A 24077-nucleotide genomic window follows, 5' to 3' on the forward strand; every position below is an offset into this window, starting at 1 on the left:
CGCGTACAGGAAGAGACGCCATCATTCCTGCCGCTCTGCGACGCGCTGAAGGTGGAGTGGACATCTTTCATCGGGCGTCATAATATGACCACACGCACAGGAGAGGTCATATTATGACGCCCGATGAAATGAAGCAGCTCGTCGTGACCCAGGCAGAGATCCTTTCGCCGCGGATGTACGAGGGCGTCTCGTCCGCACTGGCAGATGCAGACGTGCGCGCACGCGGTTTCCGCCACACCAAATACCCGCACTTTCGGCCCATGGCCGCACGGCTCGCATTTCGCGAGTACCTCGAGACAGAGGGATTGCCTCCCCAGTGGCAGGTCGACGGCAACCCGGCGGCGATGGGACAGCTGTATCTTTCCGCCCCGGAGCTGGGCCTCAAGCTGCGATTTTTGAAGGAGAGGCGAAAGACCTACCCGAGTGGCGTGCCCGTTGCCGGGAACAACCGCGCCCGCCGGGACGCCTGGACCCAGAGCGCAAAGCAGGGCGCATTGTTCACCCGGTCGGACCTTGGTTCCCCCCAGAAGCCACTGTCAGTGCATGAACTCCTCCTTCTTTGGGATTACAAGAAGAAGGCAGCACTCGACGAGGGCTTCACGCTGCGCATCGTCCGGCCGCTCGCCGCCGGTGTCTACGGTAACGCCGTCCCGTTCGATCTCGATATTGCCTTGAGGCCCGGTGGCAGCATCTTCACCACCATGGCCTTCGCTGGAGACTCTGACGACGAGGACTTCTTTGACACCGCTCAAATCGATCGCGCAGAGATCAACGAATGATTGATACCTACGCCGCAGACCTCCTCGGGTCACGACTCGAGGCGCTCCGAGACCTCAAGGGGCTGACACAGCAGGAGCTTGCTGCGGGTGCTGGCGTGTCGCAGGGATTCTTGTCGCGCGTCCAAAATGGCACACGCGCGTTGCCTGAACCCCTAGCACTCGAACTGTGCCGGACCTATTCAGTGCCGCTGAGCTTCTTTCAAGCGGCGGACGGTGTGACAGACGCAGGGCAGTTCACATTCCGGAAACGGGCGCGTGCCAGCGCGCGCGATGAGCGACGGGTTAAGCGGCTGTACTCCGAGGCCGCCCGATTGTTCAATGCGATCTCCGCGGCATCCGAGTTTCGCACCACCGCTCTACCGAATCCAGACGAGTTCGACGGTGATCCGGAGGAATGCGCCGAGGCGCTTCGCCGTTCGGCTGACCTCGGACCCGAGGACCCTGTCAAGAATGTCACCCGACTTCTCGAACGTCACGGAGTCGGCGTCGTCAGTGACCTCGATGACAGCTTCGAGGGTGTGTCCGATCATGTCGGGGTCTCCCGCCCGAACACTGGAACTGATCGTCCACTCGTCGCTCTGACTAGCCAGCTTCCCGGAGCCGTTCAACGCCTCAGCTTGGGACATGAAGCCGCTCATTGGGTGTTCGACCGGCACCTGATGTCGCCGCTTGGCAGCACACGAAGCCCGGAAGAGACCCGCGCATTCAGGTTCGGCGGCGCACTGTTGTTGCCACAACGCGTCGTTTCCAAGCGCGTATCCGAAACACTCTCGCTTCACGGGTACTTGCGAATCAAGGCGGACTACGGCATGTCAGTTGGAGCTATTATTAGACGAGCCAAAGACATTGGTGCAATTTCACCCGCTCGATACCGCAGCTTGAGCATCCAGCTGTCATCTCAGGGCTGGCGGACGAACGAGCCAGTCGAAGTTCCCCAGGAATCGCCACGCCTGTTCGCTCAGGCACTCGAACGAGTTTATGGACGCCACTTCGTCTCACGCGCTTCCGACGAGTACGGTATCGAACCCTCTCTCATCCAGCGGTGGATGGGTTCCCCAACGACCTCGTCCAAACAAGAATCGCCGGACAAAGAGGACAACGTCGTCTCCATCGAGTTTCGCAGGTACTGAACCTGTTCGGGTTCGCCTTGCCCCCGCTCGCTACGACCCATTGTGGGCGCGGGGGTCTGTTTGACTATTCGCCTCATCCAGGTGTTCGACACCTGGCAGCAGAACCCATCGGTGACCTTTGAGTATGGTCTCGGCAAGTTCAAGAATGTGTTTCGCTCAGCATCGAGCGATCCGCCGATCGGGGTGGGCGTCCGGATTCAGGACCTCGGAATGCTGGACCACTGGCGCCAACGCCTAGAATTGGTCGGTAGCTCAGACCGTTCGGCCCAATACCGCCTCTTGTCAGTTCAGCGGGGACGTTCCGGCGTTGTGCGGTTCGTTCGGTTGATTTCCGCTAGGGAGTCGCCTCCGAGTTTGGCCAGGGCAGCGCGCGCAAGCACCAGTGCGACCATGGATTCCCCGACCACACCCGCCGCGGGAACGGCGCACACGTCCGAGCGCTGGTGGACCGCCGATGCGGGTTCGCGAGTATCGATGTCGATGGTCGAAAGCGCCCGGGGCACTGTGGAGATCGGCTTCATGGCGGCGCGCAAGATCAAGATTTCACCGTTGGTCATCCCTCCCTCGATACCTCCTGCGCGGTTGGTTCGTCGCCGCACTTCTTCGCCGTTGCTGCCCGGGTAGATCTCGTCGTGTGCGTGGCTACCCCGTCGCCGAGCACTGCGGAATCCGTCGCCGACCTCGACGCCCTTGATCGCGGGGATACTCATCAGTGCTTGGGCGAGTTGTCCGTCGATGCGGTCATCGCCGCTGGTGTAGGAGCCGAGGCCGACGGGCAGCCCATGGACGCATACCTCGAAGACGCCACCGAGGGTGTCGCCTTCCCTCTTGGCCTCCTCGATTTCTGTGAGCATGAGTTCCTGCGCGACCGGGGTGGCGGCCCGCACCGGGCTTGTGTCGATATCGTCCAGTGCTTCCGGCACCGGAACGGGGCTATCCGCGGGCGCTTCGGCCTCGCCGATGGCCACCACATGGGAGAGGACTTCGACACCGAGGGTTTGGCGTAGGAATGCCTTGGCGATCGCCCCGGCCGCGACCCGTGCTGCCGTCTCGCGGGCGCTGGCCCGCTCCAATACGGGTCGGGCGTCGGTGAACCCGAACTTAATCATTCCCGGGTAATCGGCGTGGCCGGGCCTCGGCCGGGTCAGGGGTATGTTGCGGGCGCCGTCGAGTAAAGCCGGGTCGACGGGATCCGGTGACATGACGTGCTGCCACTTGGGCCATTCGGTGTTGCCGATGAGGATCGCGATCGGGCTGCCGAGGGTGCGGCCGTGCCGGATGCCGCCCAGCACCGTGACGGCGTCCTGTTCAAATTTCATGCGAGCGCCGCGGCCGTAGCCGAGTCGTCGACGGGCCAGCTCGGCTGAGATGTCGGAGCTGGTGACGGTGACTCCGGCGACCATGCCCTCGACGACGGCCACCAAGGCTGAGCCGTGTGATTCGCCGGCGGTAAGCCATGTCAGCATGCTCACCTCACCTCACCTCGGATTCGGAAGTGTGGTCCACGGCACTCGTCGGATTCGCTTCATCCTCACGGTCTTTCGTCGAGGGTGGTGTCTTCCGCTGTCGCACACCGAGGAAGGTCGCGCCGACGAACGCCAAGAGGAGAAGGACACCGGCAATACCGCTGACCGATCCGGCCCGGTGGGTGCCGGCGCTCATCGCCCAGACGCCGAATGCTGCGGCGGCGTAGAGAACGGAAAGGTTCCAGGCGAGTGCGACTGCGGTGAATCCCGGTGACAGGCGGGCCACGGCGGTCTGCTGGTTGGTGTCGAAGGCTCCGGCGGCGAAGAACCAGACCGGCACGAGGGCGAGACTGAGCCACAACTGGTTCGACAGCACGGCCACCGCGATGGCGGCGCCGACGATGAGAAGCCACAGCGGCAGCACGGTGTACTCGGTTCGTCCGCGGCGCCGCAAGTGGTCGGCGATGCGACCGCCGGCGACGGCGCCGACGAACATTCCGGCGCCGGACAGTGCGCCGATGTAGCCGAGCTGCGCCACGTCGAGATGGTGCTTGTCGGCCAGAATCTCGGACAGGAAGGTGTAGGCCCCGAGGTTGGCGGCATGGAATCCGAAGGTAACCAGCAGGGTTCCGCGCAGCAGGCCAGGGTGCCAGGCTCGCAAAAGCGTCTTCCACTGCGGGGCGGTGTCGCGATCTGCGACCGGGGTGGGGCGGGCGTGTTTGAGCGCGAAGTGAAGGAGCGGGGCGGCGAGGACGGCACTGATACCCATGACCGCGAAAGACCAGTGCCAGCCTGCCGCGGAGGCGACGAAGGCACCGATCGGCACCCCACAGACCTGGCCGACGGCGAAGCTGCCCATTGCGGCGCCGACGGCGGTTCCGCGCACCTCCTCGGGGGCGGTGTTCGCGATCCAGGCCCAGATCGCGGGCCCGGCCAGGGACACGCCGAGCCCGGCGATCGCCCGTGAGAGGGTCAGTACCGCGAAGTGGTCGGTTACGGCCGCGAGGATGTTACCGGCGGCGAAGGTGAGGCTGCCGGCGACGACGAGGGTACGGGCACCGAGGATCGGGTACGCCAGGCCTTGGAAGGGTCCGGCGACGGCTTGGACGATCACGTACACGGTCACCAGCGCCGCCACGTGGGTGGTGGGGACGCCGAAGTCGTCGGAGATGGTCGGCAGCAGCGGGGCGACCAGGTACATCTCCGCCCCGAACAGGAACAGCAGCACATACAGCAGCCCGTAGCGGCATGTCAGGTCCGCCCATGGCCTGCTCGGCGCCGCGGGTTGGGTGATCTGGTCGACGGTCACAGCGCGAGCACCGGGTCGTAGATCCGCAGCCAGGCATCGAAGTTCAACGCAAGTTCGGCTTCGACGTTGCTGATGAGCGCGCCGGGTGCGGCGGTCGGGGTGATCGCGGCGTGCAGCACCGCGGGGTCGAACAGTTCGTTCAGCCTGCAGTCGGGGTCGGCGAGTCGGGCGGCCAGTTGTTGGCTTACCTCGTCGGAGTAGGTGGGGTCGGGGATCGACGGGTAGGGCGATTTCTTGCGGTCGGCGACCGATCGGGGAATGAGGTCGCGGACGGCTTGGCGGAGCACACTCTTTTCGGCGCCGTCGCCGGTTTGGACGTCCCACCCGAGCGGGGCGACCAGTTCGACGAGTCGGTGGTCGCAGAAGGGGACGCGCACTTCCAGGCCTGCGGCCATGCTGAGGCGGTCCTTGCGGTCGAGGAGGGTGGGCAGGAAGCGGGTCAGCCCGAGGTGGGTGAGTTCGCGCATCCGCCGTTGCTGCCGGGTGTCGGTGTCGCTGTGGTGGACTTCGGCGAGCGCCGTGCGGTATTGGTCGGTGACGTAGTCGTCGACGCCGAGTTTCGCGCGCAGTTCCGGGCGGAAGACGTTGAGGATGCGCCGGTGCAGGCGACCGTGTGCGGGGCTGTCGGACATCCAGGGGAAGGTGTCCGCCCAGACGGCGTCGTCTCGGTGGAACCACAGGTAGCCGCCGAAGACCTCGTCGGCCGATTCCCCGGACAGTGCGACGGTGGAGTGGTCTTTGATCGCCTTGCAGAGCACGTACAGGCTCATGTCGAGGTCACCGATACCGAAGGGCAGGTCCCGGGAGCGTACGCATGCTTCGCGGATGGCCTGATCGGCGAGGCCGGCGCCGTCGAGGACGATGCTGGTGTGGTCCGATCCGATGAATTTCGCTGCCTCGTGGGCGTATTCGGTGTCGGCGTTGGGGGTGACCTCCGATCCGACGAAGGGCGCGGAGAAGTCCACGGAGAAGGAGCGGACCCGCCCGGGGGTCAGCTGGTTGTTGGCGAGTGCGGTGATGGCGGTCGAGTCGAGTCCACCGGAGAGCAGCGTGCACAACGGCACATCCGCGATGAGCTGGCGGCCGACGGTGTCCTCGAGCAGGCCTCGCACCGCGTCGGCCGAGTCGGTGAGGCTGCGTGCGTGCCCGGTCGGGGCGATCTGTTCTTCGAGTCGCCAGTACCGGTGGCGGGCGAGCCCGGCGCGGGAGAAGGTGACGATTTCCCCGGGCCTGACTTCGCCGATGTCGGTGTAGGGGCTCTTCCCGGGGATTTTCAGCAGCGGGAGCATCAGCGCGATGATGCCCTCGTCGTCGATCTCCGGGCGGTGGCGGCTTTGTGCGAGTATCGCTTTGGGTTCGGAACCGAAGACCAGGCTGGATCCGGTTTGCCGGAAGTAGAGGGGTTTGACGCCGAGTCGGTCCCGCACCAGCGACAGGGTCTGGGATCGGGTGTCCCAGACCCCGAATGCGTAGATGCCGTTGAGGCGGTCTGCTGCTGCGGTCCCCCACTCGGTCCATGCGGCGAGGACGACCTCGGTGTCACTGGTCGTGCGGAAGGTGTGCCCGCGGGTGCGCAGTTCCGCGCGCAGTTCGCGGTAGTTGTAGATTTCGCCGCTGTAGGTGAGTACCAGGGCGGGGTCTGTGGTGCCGGTCGCGTCTGTGTGGGCGAGCATGGGTTGTGCTCCCCCGGCCAGGTCGATGATCGAGAGCCGGCGGTGTCCGAGTCCGGCGATGGTCGAGGTCCAGATTCCCGCGCCGTCGGGTCCGCGCAGTGCCTGGGTGTCGGTCATGCGGGTCAGGACGGTGGCTGCGTCCGGGCCGAGACCGTGGTAGTCGATCCATCCGGTGATGCCGCACATGGCGAATGTCCTTTTCGGTCAGAGGATGCGTACGTGGTACTGACGCAGCCAGGTGTCGAGGTTGAGCAGGAAGTTCAGCCCGGCGGTCGCGGTGGTGGCCGCGCGGGGGCTCGGCAGCGGTTCCCCACGTTGGATGCGGCCCTGGACCTCGGTGCGGTCGACGAGGTCGAAGACCGGTGCGTTCGGGTCGGCGAGGAGTTCGGTGGCGCGCTCGCGCAGGACCGCGAGATAGTGCGGGTCGGGGTTCGGGGGGAAGCCGCTCTTCTTCCGGTTGACGACGGATTCGGGGAGCAGATCGGCGACGGCCCGGCGGAGCAGTCCCTTTTCGTGTCCGTCCGCGGTTTTGTACTGCCAGGGCACATTCCACACGTACTCGACGAGGCGATGGTCGCAGAAGGGCACGCGGACTTCGAGGCCGGTGGCCATGCTGATGCGGTCCTTGCGGTCGAGGAGGGCGACGAGCCATCGGGTCAGGGCTAGGTAGGAGATGCGGCGGGTGTCGGCGTCCTGCGCGGACTCGCCGTCGAGGGTGGGTGCCTCGGCGATCGCGGCGGCGTATCGCTGGCGGACGTACTCCTCGGGGTCGACGGCGCGGCGCACGTCCTCCCGCAGCAGGGCCGTCGGCCCTTGTTTGCCGGCGAGCCAGGGGAATCCGTGGAACGCGCGGGCCGCCGGGTCGGTGAAATAGGGGTAGCCGCCGAAGATCTCGTCCGCCGATTCCCCGGACAGGGCGACGGTGGAGAAGTCCCGGACCTTGTTGAACAGCAGGAACAGGGACACATCCATTTCCCCCCACCCGGGGAGGTCGCGTGCGTCGAGGACTGCTTGCTCGTACGCGAGCACGTCCTGCGGCTCGACGACGATGGTCGTGTGCTGGGTGCCCAGGTGCGCGCTGACCGCGGTGGCGAACGGCTCGTCGCGCGTGGGGTGCCAGGTGGTGCTGCGGAAGGCGCGCTCGGCGTCGGGGAAGTCCACCGAGTAGCTGGAGATCTTCTCGTGCCCCTGCTGGGCGCGGACCTTGCTGGCGAGCGCGGTCACGGCACTCGAGTCGACGCCGCCGGAGAGCAGCGATCCCACCGGGACGTCGGCGACCAGTTGTCGTTCGACGATGTCGGTGAGGAGCTCGCGGACATGGGAGGTCGTCTCGTCCAACGAGTCACGGTGTTCGAGGGCCGGCAGTGACCAGTAGCGCACCTCGCGGAGCCCGTCCCGGGAGAACTGCACGATGGTGCCGGGCTCGACCTGGCGCAGACCCCGGTAGACGCCGTGCCCGGGCGTGGGTGCTGTTGCCAAGGCGAATAATTCGGCGATTCCGGTGGTGTCGAGCTCTGCGGTGAACAGCGGGTTCGCGAGGATGACTTTGGGTTCCGAGCCGAAGATGATGCCGCCGTCGTAGGCGTGGTAGTAGAGCGGTTTGATGCCCAATCGGTCCCGCACAAGCGTCAACTCCGATGTCCGCTGGTCCCAGACCGCGAAGGCGAACATGCCGTTGAGTCGCTCGGCGAGTGCCGGCCCCCACTGCCGGTAGCCTTCGAGGACGACCTCGGTATCCGATCGGGTGCGGAACCGGTGACCCAACCGGATCAGCTCGGACCGCAGTTCGCGGAAGTTGTAGACCTCGCCGCTGTAGGTGAGGACGAGGTCCTCGCTCGGGGAAATCATCGGCTGCACACCGCCATCGAGATCGATGATCGCCAGACGGCGGTGGCCGAGGTAGACGTGGTCGCGGACCCAGGATCCGCCGGCGTCGGGTCCGCGGTTGACCATGGTGGCGGTCATGGCCGCAGTCGTGTCGGGTTCGTGGACCAGATTTCGGTGCCAGTCGACCCAACCAGCGATTCCGCACATGTGTGTCGATCCTTTCGAAGGAGGTCGGTCATCGCCGCAGGGGCATGCTCGACGCGGTGGTGTGTCAGGTGGTGGACGCGGTAGTGGTGGTGTCGGTGTCCGGTTGCAGCGTCCACCGGCAGCCCCGTTGGGCGTTGTCGTCGAGCAGGGTGTACTGGGACCGGTATCCCTTCGCGGCGAAGTTCGCGGTCGTCGCCTTCGTGCAGTACTCGCAGGGCGAGGCCAGGGTGATGGGGACGCCGCGGGCCCGGGCCCGTTCCCGGTACTCCCAGATCCCGCACCGGGCTATGGTGACCTGCGCGGTGTCCGAATCTCCGAGGATGACGTCGGTGTCGGACTGGTAGTTGTCGAGTTGGCGGCGGAATCGGTCGGCGACCGCTGCGGCGTCGTACCGGGATGTGGTGGCGGCGTAGACATCGGCGTTGGATTGCGCCCAGTCGGACATGCGGTCATGGCCGTAGTGGCCGACGATGAAACGCTCCATCAGTGCCTGCCCGCGGAAGAACGCCCGCTGCCAGCCGGCCTCATCGACGGTCCCGGTTGCGGGGATGTCGGCGAAGATCTCGGATTTGACCTGTAGCCATTCATCGAGGAGTCGGTCGTCGCTGTTCTGGATGAAGAATCTGGTCAACCCCGACTCGGCCTCGAACAGGCGGCGTTGCCACAGCTTCGCCCGCTCGTGCACGTCCCGGTCGACGGTGGAGATGCTGGCGGACACCCTATGCCCCTACTGCGGAGGCGAGCGCTGCCGGTTCGTCGATGGCGGCGGTCGCCAGAGTCCGTCCGACGGCGGCGAGGATGGGCCTGAGTTCGCTGACAAGGGTGGCGAAGGCGTCCGGGGTCAGTGCCTGCCCGGCGTCGCACGCGGCGGTAGCCGGATCGTTGTGCACATCGATGATCAGCCCGTCCGCGCCCACCCCGACCGCGGCCTTGGCCAGCGGGGCCACCAGGTCGACCCGGCCGGCGGCATGACTGGGGTCGACGATGACAGGAAGGTGGCTGAGTTTCTTGGCCACCGGGATGGCGCTGAGATCGAGGGTGAATCGTGTGGACGGGTCGAAGCTGCGGATTCCGCGCTCGCACAGGATCACCGAGGTGTTGCCGCCGTCGAGGAGGTATTCGGCGGCGAGCAGCCACTCGTCGACGGTCGCGGCGATGCCGCGTTTGAGCAACACCGGGACGCGGGTGCGCCCGAGTTCCTTCAACAGGGCGAAGTTCTGCATGTTCCGGGCGCCGACCTGGGCGATGTCGGCGCTGGCGGCGACGGCTTCGACGTCGGCGGGCTCGATCACCTCGGTAACGACCGGCAGGCCCGTCTGGGCGCGGGCGGCCTCGAGAAGCCGCAGGCCCTCGGTGCCGAGGCCTTGGAAGCTGAAGGGGGACGTGCGCGGTTTGTAGGCGCCGCCGCGCAGGATTCGGGCGCCGGCGGCGTGGACGGCGGACGCGGTGGCGCCCAGCTGGGTCGCGGTTTCGACGGCGCACGGTCCCGCGGCGATGACAAACTCGGTGCCGCCGATCCGGGTGCCGTTGCCGAGTTCGACGATCGAGGTGTCGCTGCGGTAGGCGCGGGAGGTTCGGCGGAGTTTCCCGGGTATCTCGATGACGTCGGCGACCTCGGGCAGTGCGCGCAGTTCGTCGGCGACCGCCGGCGCCGGGGCGGGGTCGAGAACCAGCTGGGACGGCTCGCCGCCGCGCCAGGGGTGCAGGCCCCTCGATCGCAGGTGGTCGGTCAACCGGTCCGCCGCGGTCTCGTCGGCGCTGGGGATGAGCTCGATGATCATGCGAAAGCCTTTCCTGGAACGTGGTTCACAATGTCGGCTAGCTGGAGATCGGTTGGGTGATCACCGATCGCACGCGTTCGACGTGGGCGGAGTTCTTGTGCTTGTGCAGGAGGTTGATGCGGTTGCGGGTGATGTCACCGCGGTGGACGAACTCGTACAGGTCTTGCCTCGAGCCGAAGCCGTCCTCGGTCAGGTCCCAGGCGAGGCGGAACAGCCGCGCCTTCTGGTCGACGGGCAGCGTCTTGCCGCGCATGTAGGTGTCGAGGAACGGGCGCAGCTCCGTCGACGCCAGGTCGGCCTCGGTGGGCTGCATGAGGATTCCCGCGGAGCCGATACGTCGGACGATCTCGGTGCACCGCGAGGCGATCTGGGCCGCCCAGACAGCTGCAGCGGGCGTGGCCGCCGGTGCCAGGAGCCCGCCGTCGGTGTGGTGAGCGCCGGCTTCCCCGGCGTCGAGGAAGTAGTCGAGGATGTCGATGTAACTCGCCAGCTCGCCGAGGTCCTCCTGAATGTTGCGGAACCCGTCGACGCCGATCGACTCGGCGAGGACGAGGCCGACCGACAGCAGGGACTGCAGGCGTTCCCGGAATCGGACTTGCCCGACGTACTGGCTCCAGGCGTTGATGCGCCCGAGGCCTTCACGGGCGAGCGCTCCATCGTGCAGGAGCAAGATCCGGTCCCAGGGGACGAAGACGTCGTCGAAGAACAGCATCGCGTCCTGTTCGTCGAATCGTCTCCCCAACGGGTGTGCGTGCCCGAAGCCACCGTGTCCGAAGGGTTCGCGGCACAAGATCTTCAGTCCGGGTGTGTTGATCGGGGCTCCGAACCACACCACGAACTGTTCGGCTCCCCGGTTGGCGAAGGAAGCCGACAAATACACCAGCACTTCGTGTGCGAACGGGGCGAGGGTGGTCAACTGCTTGGCGCCGCGGACGATGATGCCATCGTGGTTCTCGGCGACGATGCGAAGCGCGAGGTCAGGGTCGTCGAGTGGTGTGGCGCTGCGATCGATCTGGGGATCGCCGAGGGCGTGTGCGAGCACAAGGTCGTTATCGGCGCAGTAGCGGTAGTAGTTCTCGGCGTTGGTTGCGAATTCGGGTCGATTGGTTCCCAGGCGTGTGCGGAAATCGTAGATGCCCACCGCGATGGTGGACATGAACGCTGGCGATCGTCCGTGCTGTCCCCACGACTCGTGCATCCAGACATCGGCGTTGTGCCTCTTCGCTCGCAGGTCCCGGGCCGTGGTCGGCAGGTGGTAGGCCCAGCTGAGGCGGTGGGTGCCCCCTGGTGCGGGGGTCGTGAGCTGATCGCGCAATGCGGGGTCGTGTTGGAGGTCGAACAGCCGGCCCAGCTCGCGGGCCGCCTCCATGAAGGCGGGGTGACCTGCGACGTCGGTGATGCGTTGCCCGTCCAGCCACACTTGTCTCCCGTCGGCGAGACTGCTCAGATAGCGGGTCGAGGTCTGCAGTCCGAGCGGCGTCGCCGGGGACCGCGGCGGGGATTCGATCGTCATGGTTTCTCTCCTACTCGGTTCGTGCGTGTGTTCGGCGACACTCAGGGAAGGGTGTGGAGGCTTCGGTATCCGCCGTCGAAATACAGCAGCGGCTGTCCGTCGGTGCTGTCGGCGCCGATCACTCGGCCGATCACGATGGTGTGGTCACCGCCCTGGAACGAGTTCTCGATGGAGCAGTCGAAATAGCTGAGGTAGCCGTCGATCACGGCGGCACCCGATCTCGACGGGGTGGTCGCGATCCCGAGTGATTCGGTGCCCGCCTGTCCGGAGCCGGGCGCAGACAGTGCTGCGGAGACGCGGTGTTGATTGGCTTGCAGGATGCTGACCGCGAAACAGCCGGATTGATGTATGGCGGACACCAGGGGTGATGCGGACCCGATACAGACAGAGATCAGAGGCGGATTCAGTGAGACCGAGGTGAACGAGGACACGGTCTTCGCCAGCGTGCGGTTCTCCCAGCGGGCGGCGACCACCCCGACGCCGCTGGCGAAGCGGCGTGCTGCGGACCGGAACTCGTATGTTTCGATGCCCGGGGTGTCCAGCACTGCGGCCCGGTGTGTGGTTGGTGGGTTGTGTTCCACGTGCTCGACCCTGTCGGGTTGCGCTTACAAGTCTCTTGCAGAGTGCCTACAGCACGTCCGATCAGGCTGAGCGAAAGAATTGTTCACGGTCTCACCTCTGGATACGGTGGCATCGGCCAGGGAGCTGATCACGAAGCGGCCGAGGGGGGATGAGATGAACAGGGTGTCCGTGCTCGGTCCGCTCTCGGTTGTTCTGCGGGGCGTTGACGTTCCCATCTCCTCGACGAAGCATCGGGTTCTGCTGGCCGCGTTGGTCACAGGCGATGACTGGTCCGCGACAGTGGCCTCCATCGCCGATCGACTGTGGGGTGAGTCACAACCACGGAACGCGAAGGCGGCGATTCACGTCCACGTCGCGCGGCTCCGGCGAGTTCTCGATGACGCGGTGCCCGGCGGTGGTCGAATGATTGTGTCCGCCAACCGAGGTTATCGACTCGCTCTCGCCGACGACGAGGTCGACATCGGACAGGTACGCGCCCTGGTCGGTCGAGCGAACACCGCCCGAGACACCGGTGATGCGCTCGGGGAGAAAGCGTCGGTATCAACGGCCCTGGCGTTGTGGCGCGGAAACGCGTTCGACGATATCGAGTCCGACGCCGTTCGATTGACGGACGCGACCGCATTCGACGATCTCCGAATAAGTTTGCAGGAGCGTCTGTTCGGAATCGAGATCGCCCTCGGGAACCACCTCGACATCACTCACGACCTGCAGGCCGCGGTCGCGAAAACTCCGCTGCGCGAGTCACTGACGGCGCAGCTGATCCTCGCTCACTATCGCAGCGGACGACAGGCCGATGCGCTCGAGGCGTACCGGCTTCTCTCGGTGCGGCTGGCCGACGAGCTCGGCGTTGATCCGAGCGGTGATCTCCAAAACCTGTTCCGCGACATCTTGAATGGGAACCCTGATCTCCTCCGTCCGCCCGGCCCGGAGACGGACCTGTCGGCACCGACAGCGTGGCTTGTCTCGTGCACGCTGCCACGCGAGCACGATCATCTCGTCGGTCGGCGACCGGAGACCGAGGACGCCGCCGCGTCGATGACCACCGTGTGCGGCGAGGGGTCGTCCGGGCCGTCGGTGATCGCCGTCACCGGACCGCCCGGGGTCGGGAAGACCGCGTTCGCGGTGCACCTTGCACATCGGCTGCGTGGGCGATTTCCGGACGGGCAGTGGTTCACCACCAGCGATGACCACGAGGACACAGCCGGCGCCGGGGACGTCGAGCTGACCGGCGGCCCTCCGACCGCGACGACGAGCCCGGTGGACCGGATGTTGGCCGAGCTGCTGCTCTCGAGCGGCCTCGCACCCGAGAACCTGCCCGACACCAGATCTGCGCGGTCGGCGCTGCTCCGTGCCCGCCTCTCCGACAGACAAGTCCTGATCGTCATCGACGCCGCTGAGACCGCCCACCGCCTCGCGGCGCTGCTCCCCGGGAGCGGCCGATCAGCGGTGATCATCACCAGCAGATCCAGCCTTTCGGGCCTGGCGGTGCACCACGACGTCCACACGATCACCCTCGGCCCGCTCCCTAGCCCCGCCTCGGTGCAACTGCTGCACCAGATGCTCGGCCGGTCCGGCGACGGGCCCAGCACTGCCGAACTGATCGAGCTCGCCGAACTCTGCGACCATCTGCCCCTGGCGCTACGCATCGTCGGCGCGCAACTGCGCGGCCGATCCACACAGTTCCATGACTCATTCCTCGCACGACTGCGCAGCGACCACCTGCTGGCGCGGCTGACCACCGACCCCGCCGACGGTGCCATCAGCCTCGCGGCGACCCTGCGCACGAGCTACACCGCGTTGAGCGACATCACGCGCCGGCTGCTTCGACTCATGGCACTCATACCGGGCGGCGGCTTCACCGTCGAAACGGCCGCGGTGTTGCTCGAAACAGCAGAACTGCAGGCGGCAGGAGCCTTGGACGAGCTGACCCGACTTCATCTGGCGACAGAGTCCGACTCCGGAGCCACCGAACTGCCGGAATTGTTCCGGCAGTTCGCCGCCCACCGCAGCACCGAGGTCGACACCGCAGCCGATCGGCGCGCGGCACTCGACCGGCTGACCCGCTGGTATCTCACCCCGGCCGCCGACATCCGGCTCCGCTCCCCCGCCGAGGTCCGCCGACACCGCATCACCATCCTCGCGCTGATCCACCTGGACGGGGCACCACCGAGCTCACCGCTGCCGGTCGACCTCGCGGAGGTGGCGTGCCGGATTTTCGCAGGCCACGGCCATGCCATCGACTGGCGGGCCGCCGCCGGCCACGGACTACGCGCAGCACGCGAACTGAGCGATCACCGCCGGGCGGCCGCCTTCTCTGCCGCGCTGAGAGCCGCGGCGAGAGCGGAAGGACGACCACTTCGGCTTAGTGGCCGCGGTTACTCAGGTGGCGGGTCCGAGCGGATCCTCGCCCTGCCCGGCGACACCACACCGAAACCGGTGAACAGGCCAGCACTCGTGGTCTCCGCGCCGACCCGATCTGAACACCACGTGCCCACCGACGGGCGTGCGGTGGCGTCTGCAGATGAGGTCACCGGAGATCTGCACCACGCCCTCGAACGGGCAACGACGATCGACGAATCCGACCGCACTGCCCGCCGTGATGAGTACGAGCCGGACAATCTCACCCGCATCGGCCGGATCCTCATCGGACTCGACCGACTCGCCGACGGGCAAGCGTTCCACCACCGCGCGCTGCGGGCGGCCCGCCGCAACCACAACCCCCATGCCAGCGCCGGAGTGCACCTCGAGTTGGCCACCGCGTACCTGCTGTCCCACCGGTTCGCCGAGGCCGAACACCACGCCGACACCGCACGCGTCCTGTTCAGCTCCCTCGGCGACGACCTCGGTCACGCCCGCGCCACCGTCGCGCTCGGTGACACCTACCGGGCCGTCCGGCGACTGGACGCGGCCGAACGCCTCCACGAGAGCGCTCTGCGGCGAGGACGGCGCCTCGACAACGACCGTGTCGTCGTCGAAGCGAGCATCGGTCTCGCACTGACCTACCGCTACCGCGACGATCGGGGCCGGGCGCTGTTGCACGGAACCGAATCGGTGCTTGTGGCCGGCAACACCGGGCTGCGACTGCTCGAAGGCAAGGCCCTGGGAGTCCTCGCCGTCAACAACCTCTTCGCCCGGCGTCCCCGGCGGTCCAAGGAACTGATCGACCAAGCGCTGTCCGTGCACGAGGAAACCGGTCACGAGCTGGAGAAGTCCTGTGTTCTGCGGTGGCTGCCTGCTGTCGACGAGGCCGTCGACGCGAACCCGCACCCCTGACCGGCCCACCCTCTTCACCCACTCCCGGCGACCACACGCAGCGATGGATTCGCATCAGGAGCGCGTGGCGCCCGGCCAGGCTGCGACCGACGCGCACCCGCACCCGCACCCGCACCGCTGAGTGTCGGCGATCGTAAGTGATCTGTAAGCGCCGATGATCATGCTGACCGGCGTGCGAAACAGAACACCCCTCGCGTCGGCTCCCCCACATCGCGGCCGGCTCCGCGTGATCCGCCGCAGAACTGCGGCCCCCCACCTCCCGTCCGACCACACCACCGCTGACCACGCGCGGCGGGCCGGATGGCGGATTCCCGTGATCGTGATGACCAGCAGCGCAGTGCTGGCCGGATGCTCCGGTCAAACCTCACCCACCGCCGCCGGCGGAGACCCGGTCTCCGGTGGCCATCTGACGGTGGGGATCGGCACCGCGATCGACTGCTTCGACCCACAGATCAGCCCCTCAAGCCTGACCTCGTCGATTCTGCGAGGCGTCTACGACTCCCTGGTCTACGCCAACCCGGACGGCTCCTTCTCCCCCTGGCTGGCGACCTCGTGGGATATCTCCCCCGACGCCACCACCTACACCTTCCACCTCCGCACCGACGTCACCTTCCACGACGGCACCGAGTTCGACGCGGCCGCCGTCAAGGCGAACCTCGACCGGATCGTCGACCCGGCCACCGCCTCCCAGTACGCGGGGCAGCTGATCAGCCCCTACCGGGGCAGTGAGGTGATCGACCCCCATACCGTCGCGGTGCATCTGGCCGCCCCGTACAGCCCGTTCCTGCGGGCCGTCGCAAGCCCGAATCTCGGGTTCCACTCCCCGAAGTCGTTGACCGAGAACGCCGGCGACCTGTGCCAGGGCGGCCGCGCGCAGGTCGGCACCGGCCCCTTCACCTTCACCTCCGCGACCGACGGGGAAGGCTTCACCTTCACCCGCAACGACACCTACAACTGGGCCCCGGCCTCCGCCGACCGCACCGGCCCCGCCTACCTCACCTCCGTCGACTACCGCATCCTGCCCGAAAGTTCGGTTCGGCTGGGCGCGCTGACCAGCGGCGAGGTCGACGCCATCGACCAGGTCGCCGCCACCGACATCGACACCCTCGACTCCGCCGACGGGATCGAGGTGCACCGCGCCGACCCGACCGGTATCCCCTACACCTATTTCTTCAACACCGACCGGGCACCGTTCAACGATCCCCGCGCCCGCCTGGCGATCCAAAAGGGTGTCGATCTGAACACGTTGACGCAGGGCATCTTCCAGGGCAAGTATGCGCCCGCCGCCGCCCCGCTGAACCCGGCGACCTTCGCCTACGACGGGACCCTCGACGGCACCTGGGGATACGACCCGGACGGGGCGAAAAAGCTGCTCGACGAACTCGGCTACACCGCCACCGACGCCGACGGGTACCGGACCAAGGACGGCAAACGGTTCACCCTCGCCCTGATCTACGACCCCACCTACCAGAAGCCCGAACGCATCACCTACGACACCGCCGTCCAGGACGCCCTGCGCACCCTCGGTGTCGAGCTGACCATCACCCCGATCGGCAACGGCAGCTACATCGGTGTCCGCAATTCCGGTGCCTACGACATCATCGCGTTCGGCTGGAGCGGAAGCGACCCCGACGTGCTCCGCACCATCTACGGCTCCGATCAACAACTCGCCGACGGCGGCGCCAACGCATCTCACGTCCGTGACCCGGAACTCGACGCCCTACTGCAGCAGGGGCTGACGATCACCGACCCCGACCAGCGGGCGAAGATCTACCGTGCCGCCCAGCAACGCATCCTCACCTCCGGCTACGGGCTCCCCGCCTACGTCGCGCCGGTCGTGACCGCCGCCTCCACCCGCGTGCAGGGAATGACCTACACCCCTGATGCCACCGTTCCCGCCCTGTATTCGGCATGGACACCAGTCGACTGAACCGGCGGCGATTGGCCCGGCGAGTCGGTGGCCGCCTCGCCGGCGCCGTCGCCGTCGTCTGGGGGGCGGCGACGCTGTCGTTCATTGCGCTGCATCTGATTCCCGGCGATCCCGTCGATGCCCTGTTGGGTCCGAATGTCGGAGCCACCCCGCAACTGCGCGCCACGATCACTGCGGACCTGCAACTCGACCAGCCACTACTGGTGCAGTACCTGTCGTACCTGCACCGCCTCGGGACGGTGGATTTCGGTCAGTCCTACCGGCTCGGCCGGCCGGTCGCCGACGTGGTCGCCGAGAAGATCGCCCCCACCGCCCAGCTGGCGGTCGCGGCGTTCGGTGTCGCCGTCGTCCTCGCGGTCACCCTGTCGGTCGTGGCGGCCATCAGGTCCCCGGCGATGCGCGCAGTGGTCTCGGTCGCCGAACTGGTCGGCAGTTCGGCACCGAGTTTCTGGGTCGGGATCGTCGCGATCAGCGTCTTCTCGTTCGGGCTGGGGTGGTTCCCGTCCAGCGGCAGCACCGGAATCGCATCCCTGGTGCTGCCCGCGGTCACCCTTGCCCTGCCCATCGGGTGCGTGCTCGCCCAGATCATCGGACAGGCCCTCGAGAACGCCGACGACCAACCGTTCGCCACCACCGTCCGGGCCCGCGGAGTGCCGCACCGCACCGCGGTGATCCGGCACTACCTGCGCCACGCCGCCGTGCCGGCTTTGACGCTGAGCGGGTGGACGCTCGCCGGATTCCTCGGCGGCGCCGTGCTGATCGAGACCGTGTTCGCCCGCGCCGGTCTCGGCCGCACCCTCGTCGACGCCGTCACCACCCGCGACATCCCCGTCGTCACCGCCATCACGATGCTCGCCGCCGCTGCGTTCGTCGTCGTCAACACGATCGTCGACCTCGTCAACCGCGTCGCCGATCCCCGCACCCGAACAGCGAACAGGCCATGACCGCACTCACCGCTCGCCCCCACCCGACCGCTGCCTCAAGTCCCGCACGCGTGCGGGGCACCGCCGGCCCCGCTTTCGCGGCTCTCGTGCTGGCGGTGTTTCTCGCCGCCGCACTCTGGCCGGCACTGCTCACTGCCGCCGATCCGGCCGCCACCGACTACACCGCCACCCTGCAATCCCCGAGCGCGGCGCATCTGCTGGGCACCGATCAACTCGGCCGCGACCTCTACAGCCGGTTGATCCACGGCACCCGCCCGTCACTGCTCATCGGCCTCGGATCCACTGCGGTCGGTGTCCTCCTCGGATCGGTCATCGGCCTGCTCGCCGGGATCGGTCCCCGCATCATCGACACGATCCTCATGCGGCTGACCGACATCGGACTCGCCTTCCCCGAAATCCTGCTGGCGCTGCTGGTCCTCGCCGTCCTCGGACCCGGCACCGTCAACGTGCTCCTGGCGATCGGGATCGGCTCCGCCCCCGGCTACGCCCGCCTCATCCGCGCACAGGCACACACCATCCACGCCTCGAACTACGTCCGTAGTGCCGTCGGTTTCGGTATCGCACCGGTGGTGATCCTGGCCCGGCACGTGCTGCCCAACGCATTCGGACCGGTCCTCGTCCTCGCCACCATCAGCGCCGGCACCAACATCATCATCGCCGCCGGCCTCAGCTTCCTCGGATTCGGCGCACGACCACCGGACCCCGAGTGGGGTCTCGCGCTCGCGGAAGGCCGCAACTTCGTCCAACACGCCTGGTGGATCGCCCTCTTCCCCGGCATCGCCATCACCCTCGTCGTCATCGCCGTCACCGTCGTCGGCAAGACCCTCGAAGCACGAGGAGCAGGCCGCCGATGACCGACATCCTCCTCGACATCACAGGTCTCACCGTCACCTACCCGAACCGCACACCCCGACCCGCCCTGGATGGGGTGTCACTGTCGGTGACCGCGGGCGAATGCGTCGCCGTGGTCGGCCGGTCCGGGTCGGGAAAGAGCACCCTCGTCAAGGCCACGCTCGGCCTGACCTCCCCCGGCGCCACCGTCACCGCATCCACCCTCAGCATCGGCGGCACCGATACCCGGTCTCTGCGACCACGGGACTGGAACCGGTTGCGCGGCAGCCACGTCGGTCTCGTCCTCCAAGACGCCCTGGTCTCGCTCGACCCGCTGCGCACCATCGGCCGCGAGATCACCGAACCGCTCATCACCCACCGGATCGTTCCGCGCGAGCAGCGCGACGCGGAAGTCGCCGCTCTCCTCGACCGGGTGCACCTGCCGCACCTGACCGGGCGTCTGCACCACTACCCACACCAACTCTCCGGCGGCGAACGCCAACGGGTGCTCATCGCCTCCGCCCTCGCGGCGCGGCCGCGCCTGATCATCGCCGACGAGCCCACCACCGCACTCGACGTCACAGCGCAGGCCGGGATCCTCGACCTCCTCGGCGAACTCCGGAAACACGGTCACGGGATCCTGCTCATCACCCACGACCTCGCCGTCGTCGACACGGTCGCCGACCGGGTCCTGGTCCTGCACGACGGGGCCGTCGCCGAGCACGGGACCACCCGGGACGTGCTGCACCGCCCGCAGCACCCGGTCACCCGGCACCTCCTCGACGCGATCCCCGGCCGCCGACCTCACACCCCATCCGAGACCCCTCACATCACCGATCGGGCGCCGGTCCTGGTGCTCGACCGGGTCAGCAAGACCTACACCACCGGCGGCGACACCCGCGGCGTCATCGAGACCAGCCTGCACCTGCACGCCGGTGAGGCGGTCGGTGTGGTCGGCGAATCCGGCTCCGGGAAATCGACGCTGGCCCTGCTCGCCCTCGGCCTGCTCGAACCCGACACCGGCACTGTCACCCTGCACGGCCAGGCGTGGAGCGGAATCGGTGAACGCCACCGCCGACCACACCGCCACCGGATCCAACTGATCGACCAGGACACCCTCGCCGCGTTCGACCCCCGCCACACCGTGCGCCGCATCCTCACCGAACCCCTGCGAGCCACCGGACACCGTGACCGAACCACCATCGACACCCGCATCACCGAATTGCTCGAGCAGGTCGGACTCGACCCCGCCCTGGCGCGGTCACGGCCCCGGCACCTCAGCGGCGGCCAACGCCAACGCGTCGCCATCGCCCGCGCACTCGCCACCGAACCCGAGATCCTGGTCTGCGACGAACCCGTCTCCGCGCTCGACCTGATCAGCCAGGCCGCGATCCTCGACCTGCTCGACGACCTGCGCCGCTCCATCGGGGTCGCGGTGCTGTTCATCTCCCACGATCTCGCCGTCGTGCGCCGCCTCTGCGACCGCACCGCGGTGATGCGCGGCGGCGGCGTCGTCGAAACCGGTCCCACCGAGCAACTCTGGACCACCCCGCGGCACCCCTACACCCGTGCCCTGCTCGCCAACCGACTCCACACCAGCACCGACACCGACCTGCCTGCCCTCAGCGGCATCTGACCTGGAGGAGAACCCGCACCCATGAACACCGAAATCGTCGGAGGAATCCTCTCCGCGCCTGCACTCGGAAACTGTCCGCAGGACCGGCGGGCCGCACACTTCCTGCCCGACCCCCGCGCCCGCCACATCGATCCCGAACACATCCGGTGGGAAGCACGCCAGGATGAACTCGACGGCTACGACCGGTCGCTGATCCACATCTACAGTGCCTGGGCCGATCCCTGGCTCGTCGCCGGCCACGCCGCCACCGCCACCACCCGCACCGGGCTGACCGTCGCCCACCGCCCCGGCGTCGTCGCCCCCACCGTCGCGGCACGCTCCTTCGCCACCCTCGACAACCTCTCCGGCGGCCGCGCCGCCACCCACATTGTCATCGGGTCCAGCGATGCCGACGTTCGCCGCGACGGCGACTTCCTGAGCAAACAGGGGCGGTACGAACGCGCCCGCGAATACCTGGAAATATTCACCCGAACCCTCACCGCCGACGAACCATTCGACTACCACGGAAGCCACTACCAGGTCGAAGACTCCTGGGCCGGATTCCGGCCCGTCCAACACCCTCACCCCCCGATCTCGATCGGCGGATCCTCGCCCGCCGCCAAGGAACTCGCCGCCGAATACGCCTACGCCTACGCCGGAACCTTCCCCACCCTCGACGCCGCGCACACCGTCACCGCCGAGGTTCGCCAACTCGCAGCCCAACACAACCGGACACTCCGGTTCTGGAAGCAGTTCTTCGTCGTCCTCGGCGACACCGACACCGAAGCGCAGACCACCGCCGACGCCCTCCGGGCACACGGGGAGCAACTACTGCACGAGCGGAGCCCGGAATCGCTTCGGTCCTCCGCTCAGATCGCCCGCAGCAGCGAACGAGAACTCCAGAACGTCGACGACATCCGCCAGGCCGCCCACCAACACCTGCGCAACACCTTCGACGGACTGGTGATCGGATCCGTCGAACGTGTCGCCGACTACATCGACACCTACCGCCGAGCCGGAATCGACATACTCCAGGTCGTCGCCCTCACCGAAACAGATGACGACCGCAAACTCCGCGCTCGTCTCGTCGCAGAGTTACGCCGGTAGCCAGACCTCAGTCACCGACCACCTCCGACGAAGGAACACCGTGAACGCTTCTACCCTCCGAGCACTTCACCTCGACCGGAACTCGACCGCAGACGACCGCACCATCGACATCACCACCACCGGTGCCCGATCCGGCCGCCCGCACAGGCAGGAGATCTGGTTCTACCGCGCCTTCGACACCATCTACCTCACCGGCCGACCCGGACCCCGGGACTGGTACGCCAACATCGTCCGAACTCCCACGCTTACGCTTCACATTCGCGAACCCACGGCCGTGGACATTCACGCCACCGGCCGCGTCATCACAGACGCCACCCAACGTCGCCGTATTTTCGGGGCCATCATCGACGGCCTGCTCCACTCCCCGAACCTAGCACTCGAAGGGCCAACACCGACCGTCGACACCTGGCTCACCGGAAGCCCATTGGTCGAGGTCCAGATCTGCTCGAGCTCGTGAACTGCACGCATCGAAGTCGCCCGCTCCGTGCATCTGCTCCGCTGTTGCGCTCCGATTAATCACCGCGGCATGCCATTACAGAGACTGCCGGTACGAATGATGGAACGCGACTACGCTCGTCCAGCGGCGAGTCGACCTCCGAAAGTGATGTCCACGGTGCTGAAAGCAGCCTGCTACGGTACCCCGGCGGCAGGGCGCCGCGTGAGCTGCGTGAGCAACAGCAGGATGAGGAAGGCGGCGGGGATGGCGCCGGCGAGCACCAGACCCACTCGGGGCCCGAGGTACTCGTTGATGACGCCGAGCAGCGGGCCACCGACGGCGGCGCCGCCCGTTTCCACCAGAAGGTAGACGCCCATCATCCGGCCACGGAGCGCGGCCCCGGCAGCAAGTTGCACGGCGGCGTTGGCCGAGGCGAACAATTGCGTGCCGACAATGCCGATCGCGGCGAGAGTGCACGCGAGACTCCACGATGTGGGCATGGCAGCGGCGAACAGGTACAGGCCCGCCAAGACGAACCCGGTTCGGGTCAGTGCGCGCACGGTGGTGCGGGGACGGATGGCACCGATCAGGGCGCCGACCACGGAGCCGAGCGCCACGGTGGAGGTCAGCACCGCATAACCGGCGGGACCGGCGTGGGCCGTGCGAGCGTAGGTAGCCAAAGTGACGGGCAGGTTCAGGGTGAACATCCCGAATATGCTCGCCAACACCATCGGCCGCCAGATCTCCGGACGCCGTATCAGTGCGCGCACCCCGCCCGGCGGAACCGCAGCAACCCGCGTCGCCGGACGCGGATGGGAGTGCGGGAGCTCGGCAGCGTCGATGCGGGCGAGAGCAATGAGCGGAGCCGCGAAGGACACGGCGTTGAGGGCGAACGCCCAGCCCGGACCCACAGTGGTGATCAACACCCCGGATATCGCCGGACCGGCGAAGCTGCCCAGATAGAACACCGAGAACGAGAGGCTGACCGCGCTGTGGATCTGGCAGGGCCCGACCAAATCGGTGGCGAACGTACTCCGGACAGGCTTCTCGATCGCGGCAATGGTGCCGACCCCGGCCGCCAAAAGCTGCACATGCCAGGCGGCGACATGGTCGGTGAAGGTGAGCCCGGCCAAGACCGCGGCCAGAAGCGCAGCTGCGGTCTGGGTGGCCTGCAACACACGCCGCTTCGAGTAGCGGTCCGCAATCCACCCGCCGAGAAGACCGAAGACCAGCATCGGCGCCCACTGCAATGCAGTGGTAATACCCACGGCCGTGGCACTTCCGGTGAGGTCGAGCACCAGCCAGTCCTGAGCGACGCGCTGCACCCACAACCCGGTGGTCACCACCGCCTGACCGAGCAGAAACAGCCGGAAATTACGGGAACCCAGCGCGGCGAACCTGGCCCTACGCGGAGTCGTCCTATCGATTGCGGGCCGGGGGTGTGATGAATTCGTTGGGGTGCTGTGATACTCGTCTCTCTCGACCGTCCTGGTCACGACGAAACGCCTCTTTCATTGGCCGGGTGTGTGTCTCCATCGTCGCGGATTCCCCACCAATTTAGAAAGTTAATTGATGCAATAATTCTCATTGCGAACCACAATGAGTAGGCAACCGGGCGCGATGCGCGGGGCAACAGGATGGAAATGACAAGAATCCAACGAGACGGCTATAGCT

At 67.1% G+C, this 24077-nt stretch carries 18 protein-coding genes; 9 read left to right on the forward strand and 9 right to left on the reverse strand.

The window, feature by feature from the left end:
- Nucleotides 1-113: 113 nt before the first annotated feature.
- Nucleotides 114-779, forward strand: coding sequence for a hypothetical protein (locus ACFWAY_RS24830; protein ID WP_378512498.1), 666 nt, complete (start codon nt 114-116; stop codon nt 777-779).
- The gene (locus ACFWAY_RS24835) at nt 776-1909 is read left to right on the forward strand and encodes a helix-turn-helix domain-containing protein (protein ID WP_378512499.1); all 1134 of its coding nucleotides are present in this window, start codon (nt 776-778) and stop codon (nt 1907-1909) included. The genes ACFWAY_RS24830 and ACFWAY_RS24835 overlap by 4 nt, the downstream gene beginning before the upstream one ends.
- Before the next feature lie 287 nt (nt 1910-2196).
- Here the strand turns inward: ACFWAY_RS24835 and aroC are convergent, their stop codons facing one another.
- From aroC to ACFWAY_RS24875, 8 genes are all read right to left on the reverse strand, one after another.
- Nucleotides 2197-3375, reverse strand: a complete 1179-nt coding sequence (gene aroC, locus ACFWAY_RS24840; RefSeq protein WP_378512541.1) for a chorismate synthase — start codon at nt 3373-3375, stop codon at nt 2197-2199.
- Nucleotides 3376-3382: 7 nt separating this feature from the next.
- Entirely contained in the window at nt 3383-4684 is a 1302-nt protein-coding gene (locus ACFWAY_RS24845; protein ID WP_378512500.1) for an MFS transporter, read from the reverse strand.
- Nucleotides 4681-6543 (reverse strand): asparagine synthase (glutamine-hydrolyzing), encoded by a 1863-nt coding sequence (asnB, locus tag ACFWAY_RS24850; RefSeq protein WP_378512501.1) that lies wholly within the window; start codon nt 6541-6543, stop codon nt 4681-4683. Before asnB (ACFWAY_RS24850) ends, ACFWAY_RS24845 begins: the two co-directional genes overlap by 4 nt.
- 18 nt (nt 6544-6561) lie before the next feature.
- On the reverse strand, nt 6562-8391 hold the full coding sequence (asnB, locus tag ACFWAY_RS24855; protein WP_378512502.1) for an asparagine synthase (glutamine-hydrolyzing): 1830 nt from the start codon (nt 8389-8391) through the stop codon (nt 6562-6564).
- Nucleotides 8392-8455: 64 nt separating this feature from the next.
- Complete coding sequence (locus ACFWAY_RS24860; protein ID WP_378512503.1) at nt 8456-9109, reverse strand: hypothetical protein; 654 nt, start codon at nt 9107-9109, stop codon at nt 8456-8458.
- A gap of 1 nt (nt 9110) precedes the next feature.
- The gene (gene aroF / locus ACFWAY_RS24865; RefSeq protein ID WP_378512504.1) at nt 9111-10172 is read right to left on the reverse strand and encodes a 3-deoxy-7-phosphoheptulonate synthase; all 1062 of its coding nucleotides are present in this window, start codon (nt 10170-10172) and stop codon (nt 9111-9113) included.
- Nucleotides 10173-10209: 37 nt separating this feature from the next.
- Nucleotides 10210-11685, reverse strand: a complete 1476-nt coding sequence (locus ACFWAY_RS24870; RefSeq protein ID WP_378512505.1) for a 4-hydroxyphenylacetate 3-hydroxylase N-terminal domain-containing protein — start codon at nt 11683-11685, stop codon at nt 10210-10212.
- Between the two features lie 41 nt (nt 11686-11726).
- Nucleotides 11727-12266: a flavin reductase family protein gene (locus ACFWAY_RS24875; RefSeq protein WP_378512506.1), complete on the reverse strand. Its 540-nt coding sequence runs from the start codon at nt 12264-12266 to the stop codon at nt 11727-11729.
- Between the two features lie 154 nt (nt 12267-12420).
- On the opposite strand from ACFWAY_RS24875, the gene ACFWAY_RS24880 reads away from it, so the two are divergent.
- The 7 genes from ACFWAY_RS24880 to ACFWAY_RS24910 all read left to right on the forward strand — a co-directional run bounded on the left by ACFWAY_RS24880 (nt 12421) and on the right by ACFWAY_RS24910 (nt 22424).
- A complete protein-coding gene (locus ACFWAY_RS24880; protein WP_378512507.1) occupies nt 12421-15540 on the forward strand; it encodes a BTAD domain-containing putative transcriptional regulator in 3120 nt (1039 codons plus the stop codon).
- Between the two features lie 322 nt (nt 15541-15862).
- Nucleotides 15863-17470 (forward strand): ABC transporter substrate-binding protein, encoded by a 1608-nt coding sequence (locus ACFWAY_RS24885; RefSeq protein WP_378512508.1) that lies wholly within the window; start codon nt 15863-15865, stop codon nt 17468-17470.
- Nucleotides 17452-18414 carry an ABC transporter permease gene (locus ACFWAY_RS24890; RefSeq protein ID WP_378512509.1) on the forward strand — a complete coding sequence of 321 codons (963 nt, stop codon included), beginning with the start codon at nt 17452-17454 and terminating at the stop codon, nt 18412-18414. The genes ACFWAY_RS24885 and ACFWAY_RS24890 overlap by 19 nt, the downstream gene beginning before the upstream one ends.
- Nucleotides 18411-19268, forward strand: coding sequence for an ABC transporter permease (locus tag ACFWAY_RS24895; protein WP_378512510.1), 858 nt, complete (start codon nt 18411-18413; stop codon nt 19266-19268). Before ACFWAY_RS24890 ends, ACFWAY_RS24895 begins: the two co-directional genes overlap by 4 nt.
- Nucleotides 19265-20881 (forward strand): nickel ABC transporter ATP-binding protein NikE, encoded by a 1617-nt coding sequence (gene nikE / locus ACFWAY_RS24900; protein WP_378512511.1) that lies wholly within the window; start codon nt 19265-19267, stop codon nt 20879-20881. Before ACFWAY_RS24895 ends, nikE begins: the two co-directional genes overlap by 4 nt.
- A 21-nt stretch (nt 20882-20902) precedes the next feature.
- Nucleotides 20903-21967 (forward strand): LLM class flavin-dependent oxidoreductase, encoded by a 1065-nt coding sequence (locus ACFWAY_RS24905; RefSeq protein WP_378512512.1) that lies wholly within the window; start codon nt 20903-20905, stop codon nt 21965-21967.
- 40 nt (nt 21968-22007) lie between these two features.
- Nucleotides 22008-22424 (forward strand): nitroreductase/quinone reductase family protein, encoded by a 417-nt coding sequence (locus tag ACFWAY_RS24910; protein ID WP_378512513.1) that lies wholly within the window; start codon nt 22008-22010, stop codon nt 22422-22424.
- A 173-nt stretch (nt 22425-22597) separates the two neighbouring features.
- Here the strand turns inward: ACFWAY_RS24910 and ACFWAY_RS24915 are convergent, their stop codons facing one another.
- Nucleotides 22598-23899, reverse strand: a complete 1302-nt coding sequence (locus ACFWAY_RS24915; protein WP_378512514.1) for an MFS transporter — start codon at nt 23897-23899, stop codon at nt 22598-22600.
- Nucleotides 23900-24077: the final 178 nt, after the last annotated feature.

This window comes from Rhodococcus sp. NPDC059968 (assembly GCF_042738615.1).
GTDB lineage: Bacteria > Actinomycetota > Actinomycetes > Mycobacteriales > Mycobacteriaceae > Rhodococcus_F.

Excerpts from the sequence above, each read along its gene's own strand:
- ACFWAY_RS24905 (WP_378512512.1), top strand. The coding sequence starts at position 20,903 with ATGAACACCGAAATCGTCGGAGGAATCCTCTCCGCGCCTGCACTCGGA.
- aroC (WP_378512541.1), bottom strand. The coding sequence starts at position 3,375 with ATGCTGACATGGCTTACCGCCGGCGAATCACACGGCTCAGCCTTGGTG.
- ACFWAY_RS24885 (WP_378512508.1), top strand. The coding sequence starts at position 15,863 with ATGACCAGCAGCGCAGTGCTGGCCGGATGCTCCGGTCAAACCTCACCC.
- aroF (WP_378512504.1), bottom strand. The coding sequence starts at position 10,172 with ATGATCATCGAGCTCATCCCCAGCGCCGACGAGACCGCGGCGGACCGG.
- ACFWAY_RS24890 (WP_378512509.1), top strand. The coding sequence starts at position 17,452 with ATGGACACCAGTCGACTGAACCGGCGGCGATTGGCCCGGCGAGTCGGT.
- ACFWAY_RS24880 (WP_378512507.1), top strand. The coding sequence starts at position 12,421 with ATGAACAGGGTGTCCGTGCTCGGTCCGCTCTCGGTTGTTCTGCGGGGC.
- ACFWAY_RS24895 (WP_378512510.1), top strand. The coding sequence starts at position 18,411 with ATGACCGCACTCACCGCTCGCCCCCACCCGACCGCTGCCTCAAGTCCC.
- ACFWAY_RS24870 (WP_378512505.1), bottom strand. The coding sequence starts at position 11,685 with ATGACGATCGAATCCCCGCCGCGGTCCCCGGCGACGCCGCTCGGACTG.
- asnB (WP_378512501.1), bottom strand. The coding sequence starts at position 6,543 with ATGTGCGGCATCACCGGATGGATCGACTACCACGGTCTCGGCCCGGAC.
- ACFWAY_RS24830 (WP_378512498.1), top strand. The coding sequence starts at position 114 with ATGACGCCCGATGAAATGAAGCAGCTCGTCGTGACCCAGGCAGAGATC.
- asnB (WP_378512502.1), bottom strand. The coding sequence starts at position 8,391 with ATGTGCGGAATCGCTGGTTGGGTCGACTGGCACCGAAATCTGGTCCAC.
- ACFWAY_RS24835 (WP_378512499.1), top strand. The coding sequence starts at position 776 with ATGATTGATACCTACGCCGCAGACCTCCTCGGGTCACGACTCGAGGCG.
- nikE (WP_378512511.1), top strand. The coding sequence starts at position 19,265 with ATGACCGACATCCTCCTCGACATCACAGGTCTCACCGTCACCTACCCG.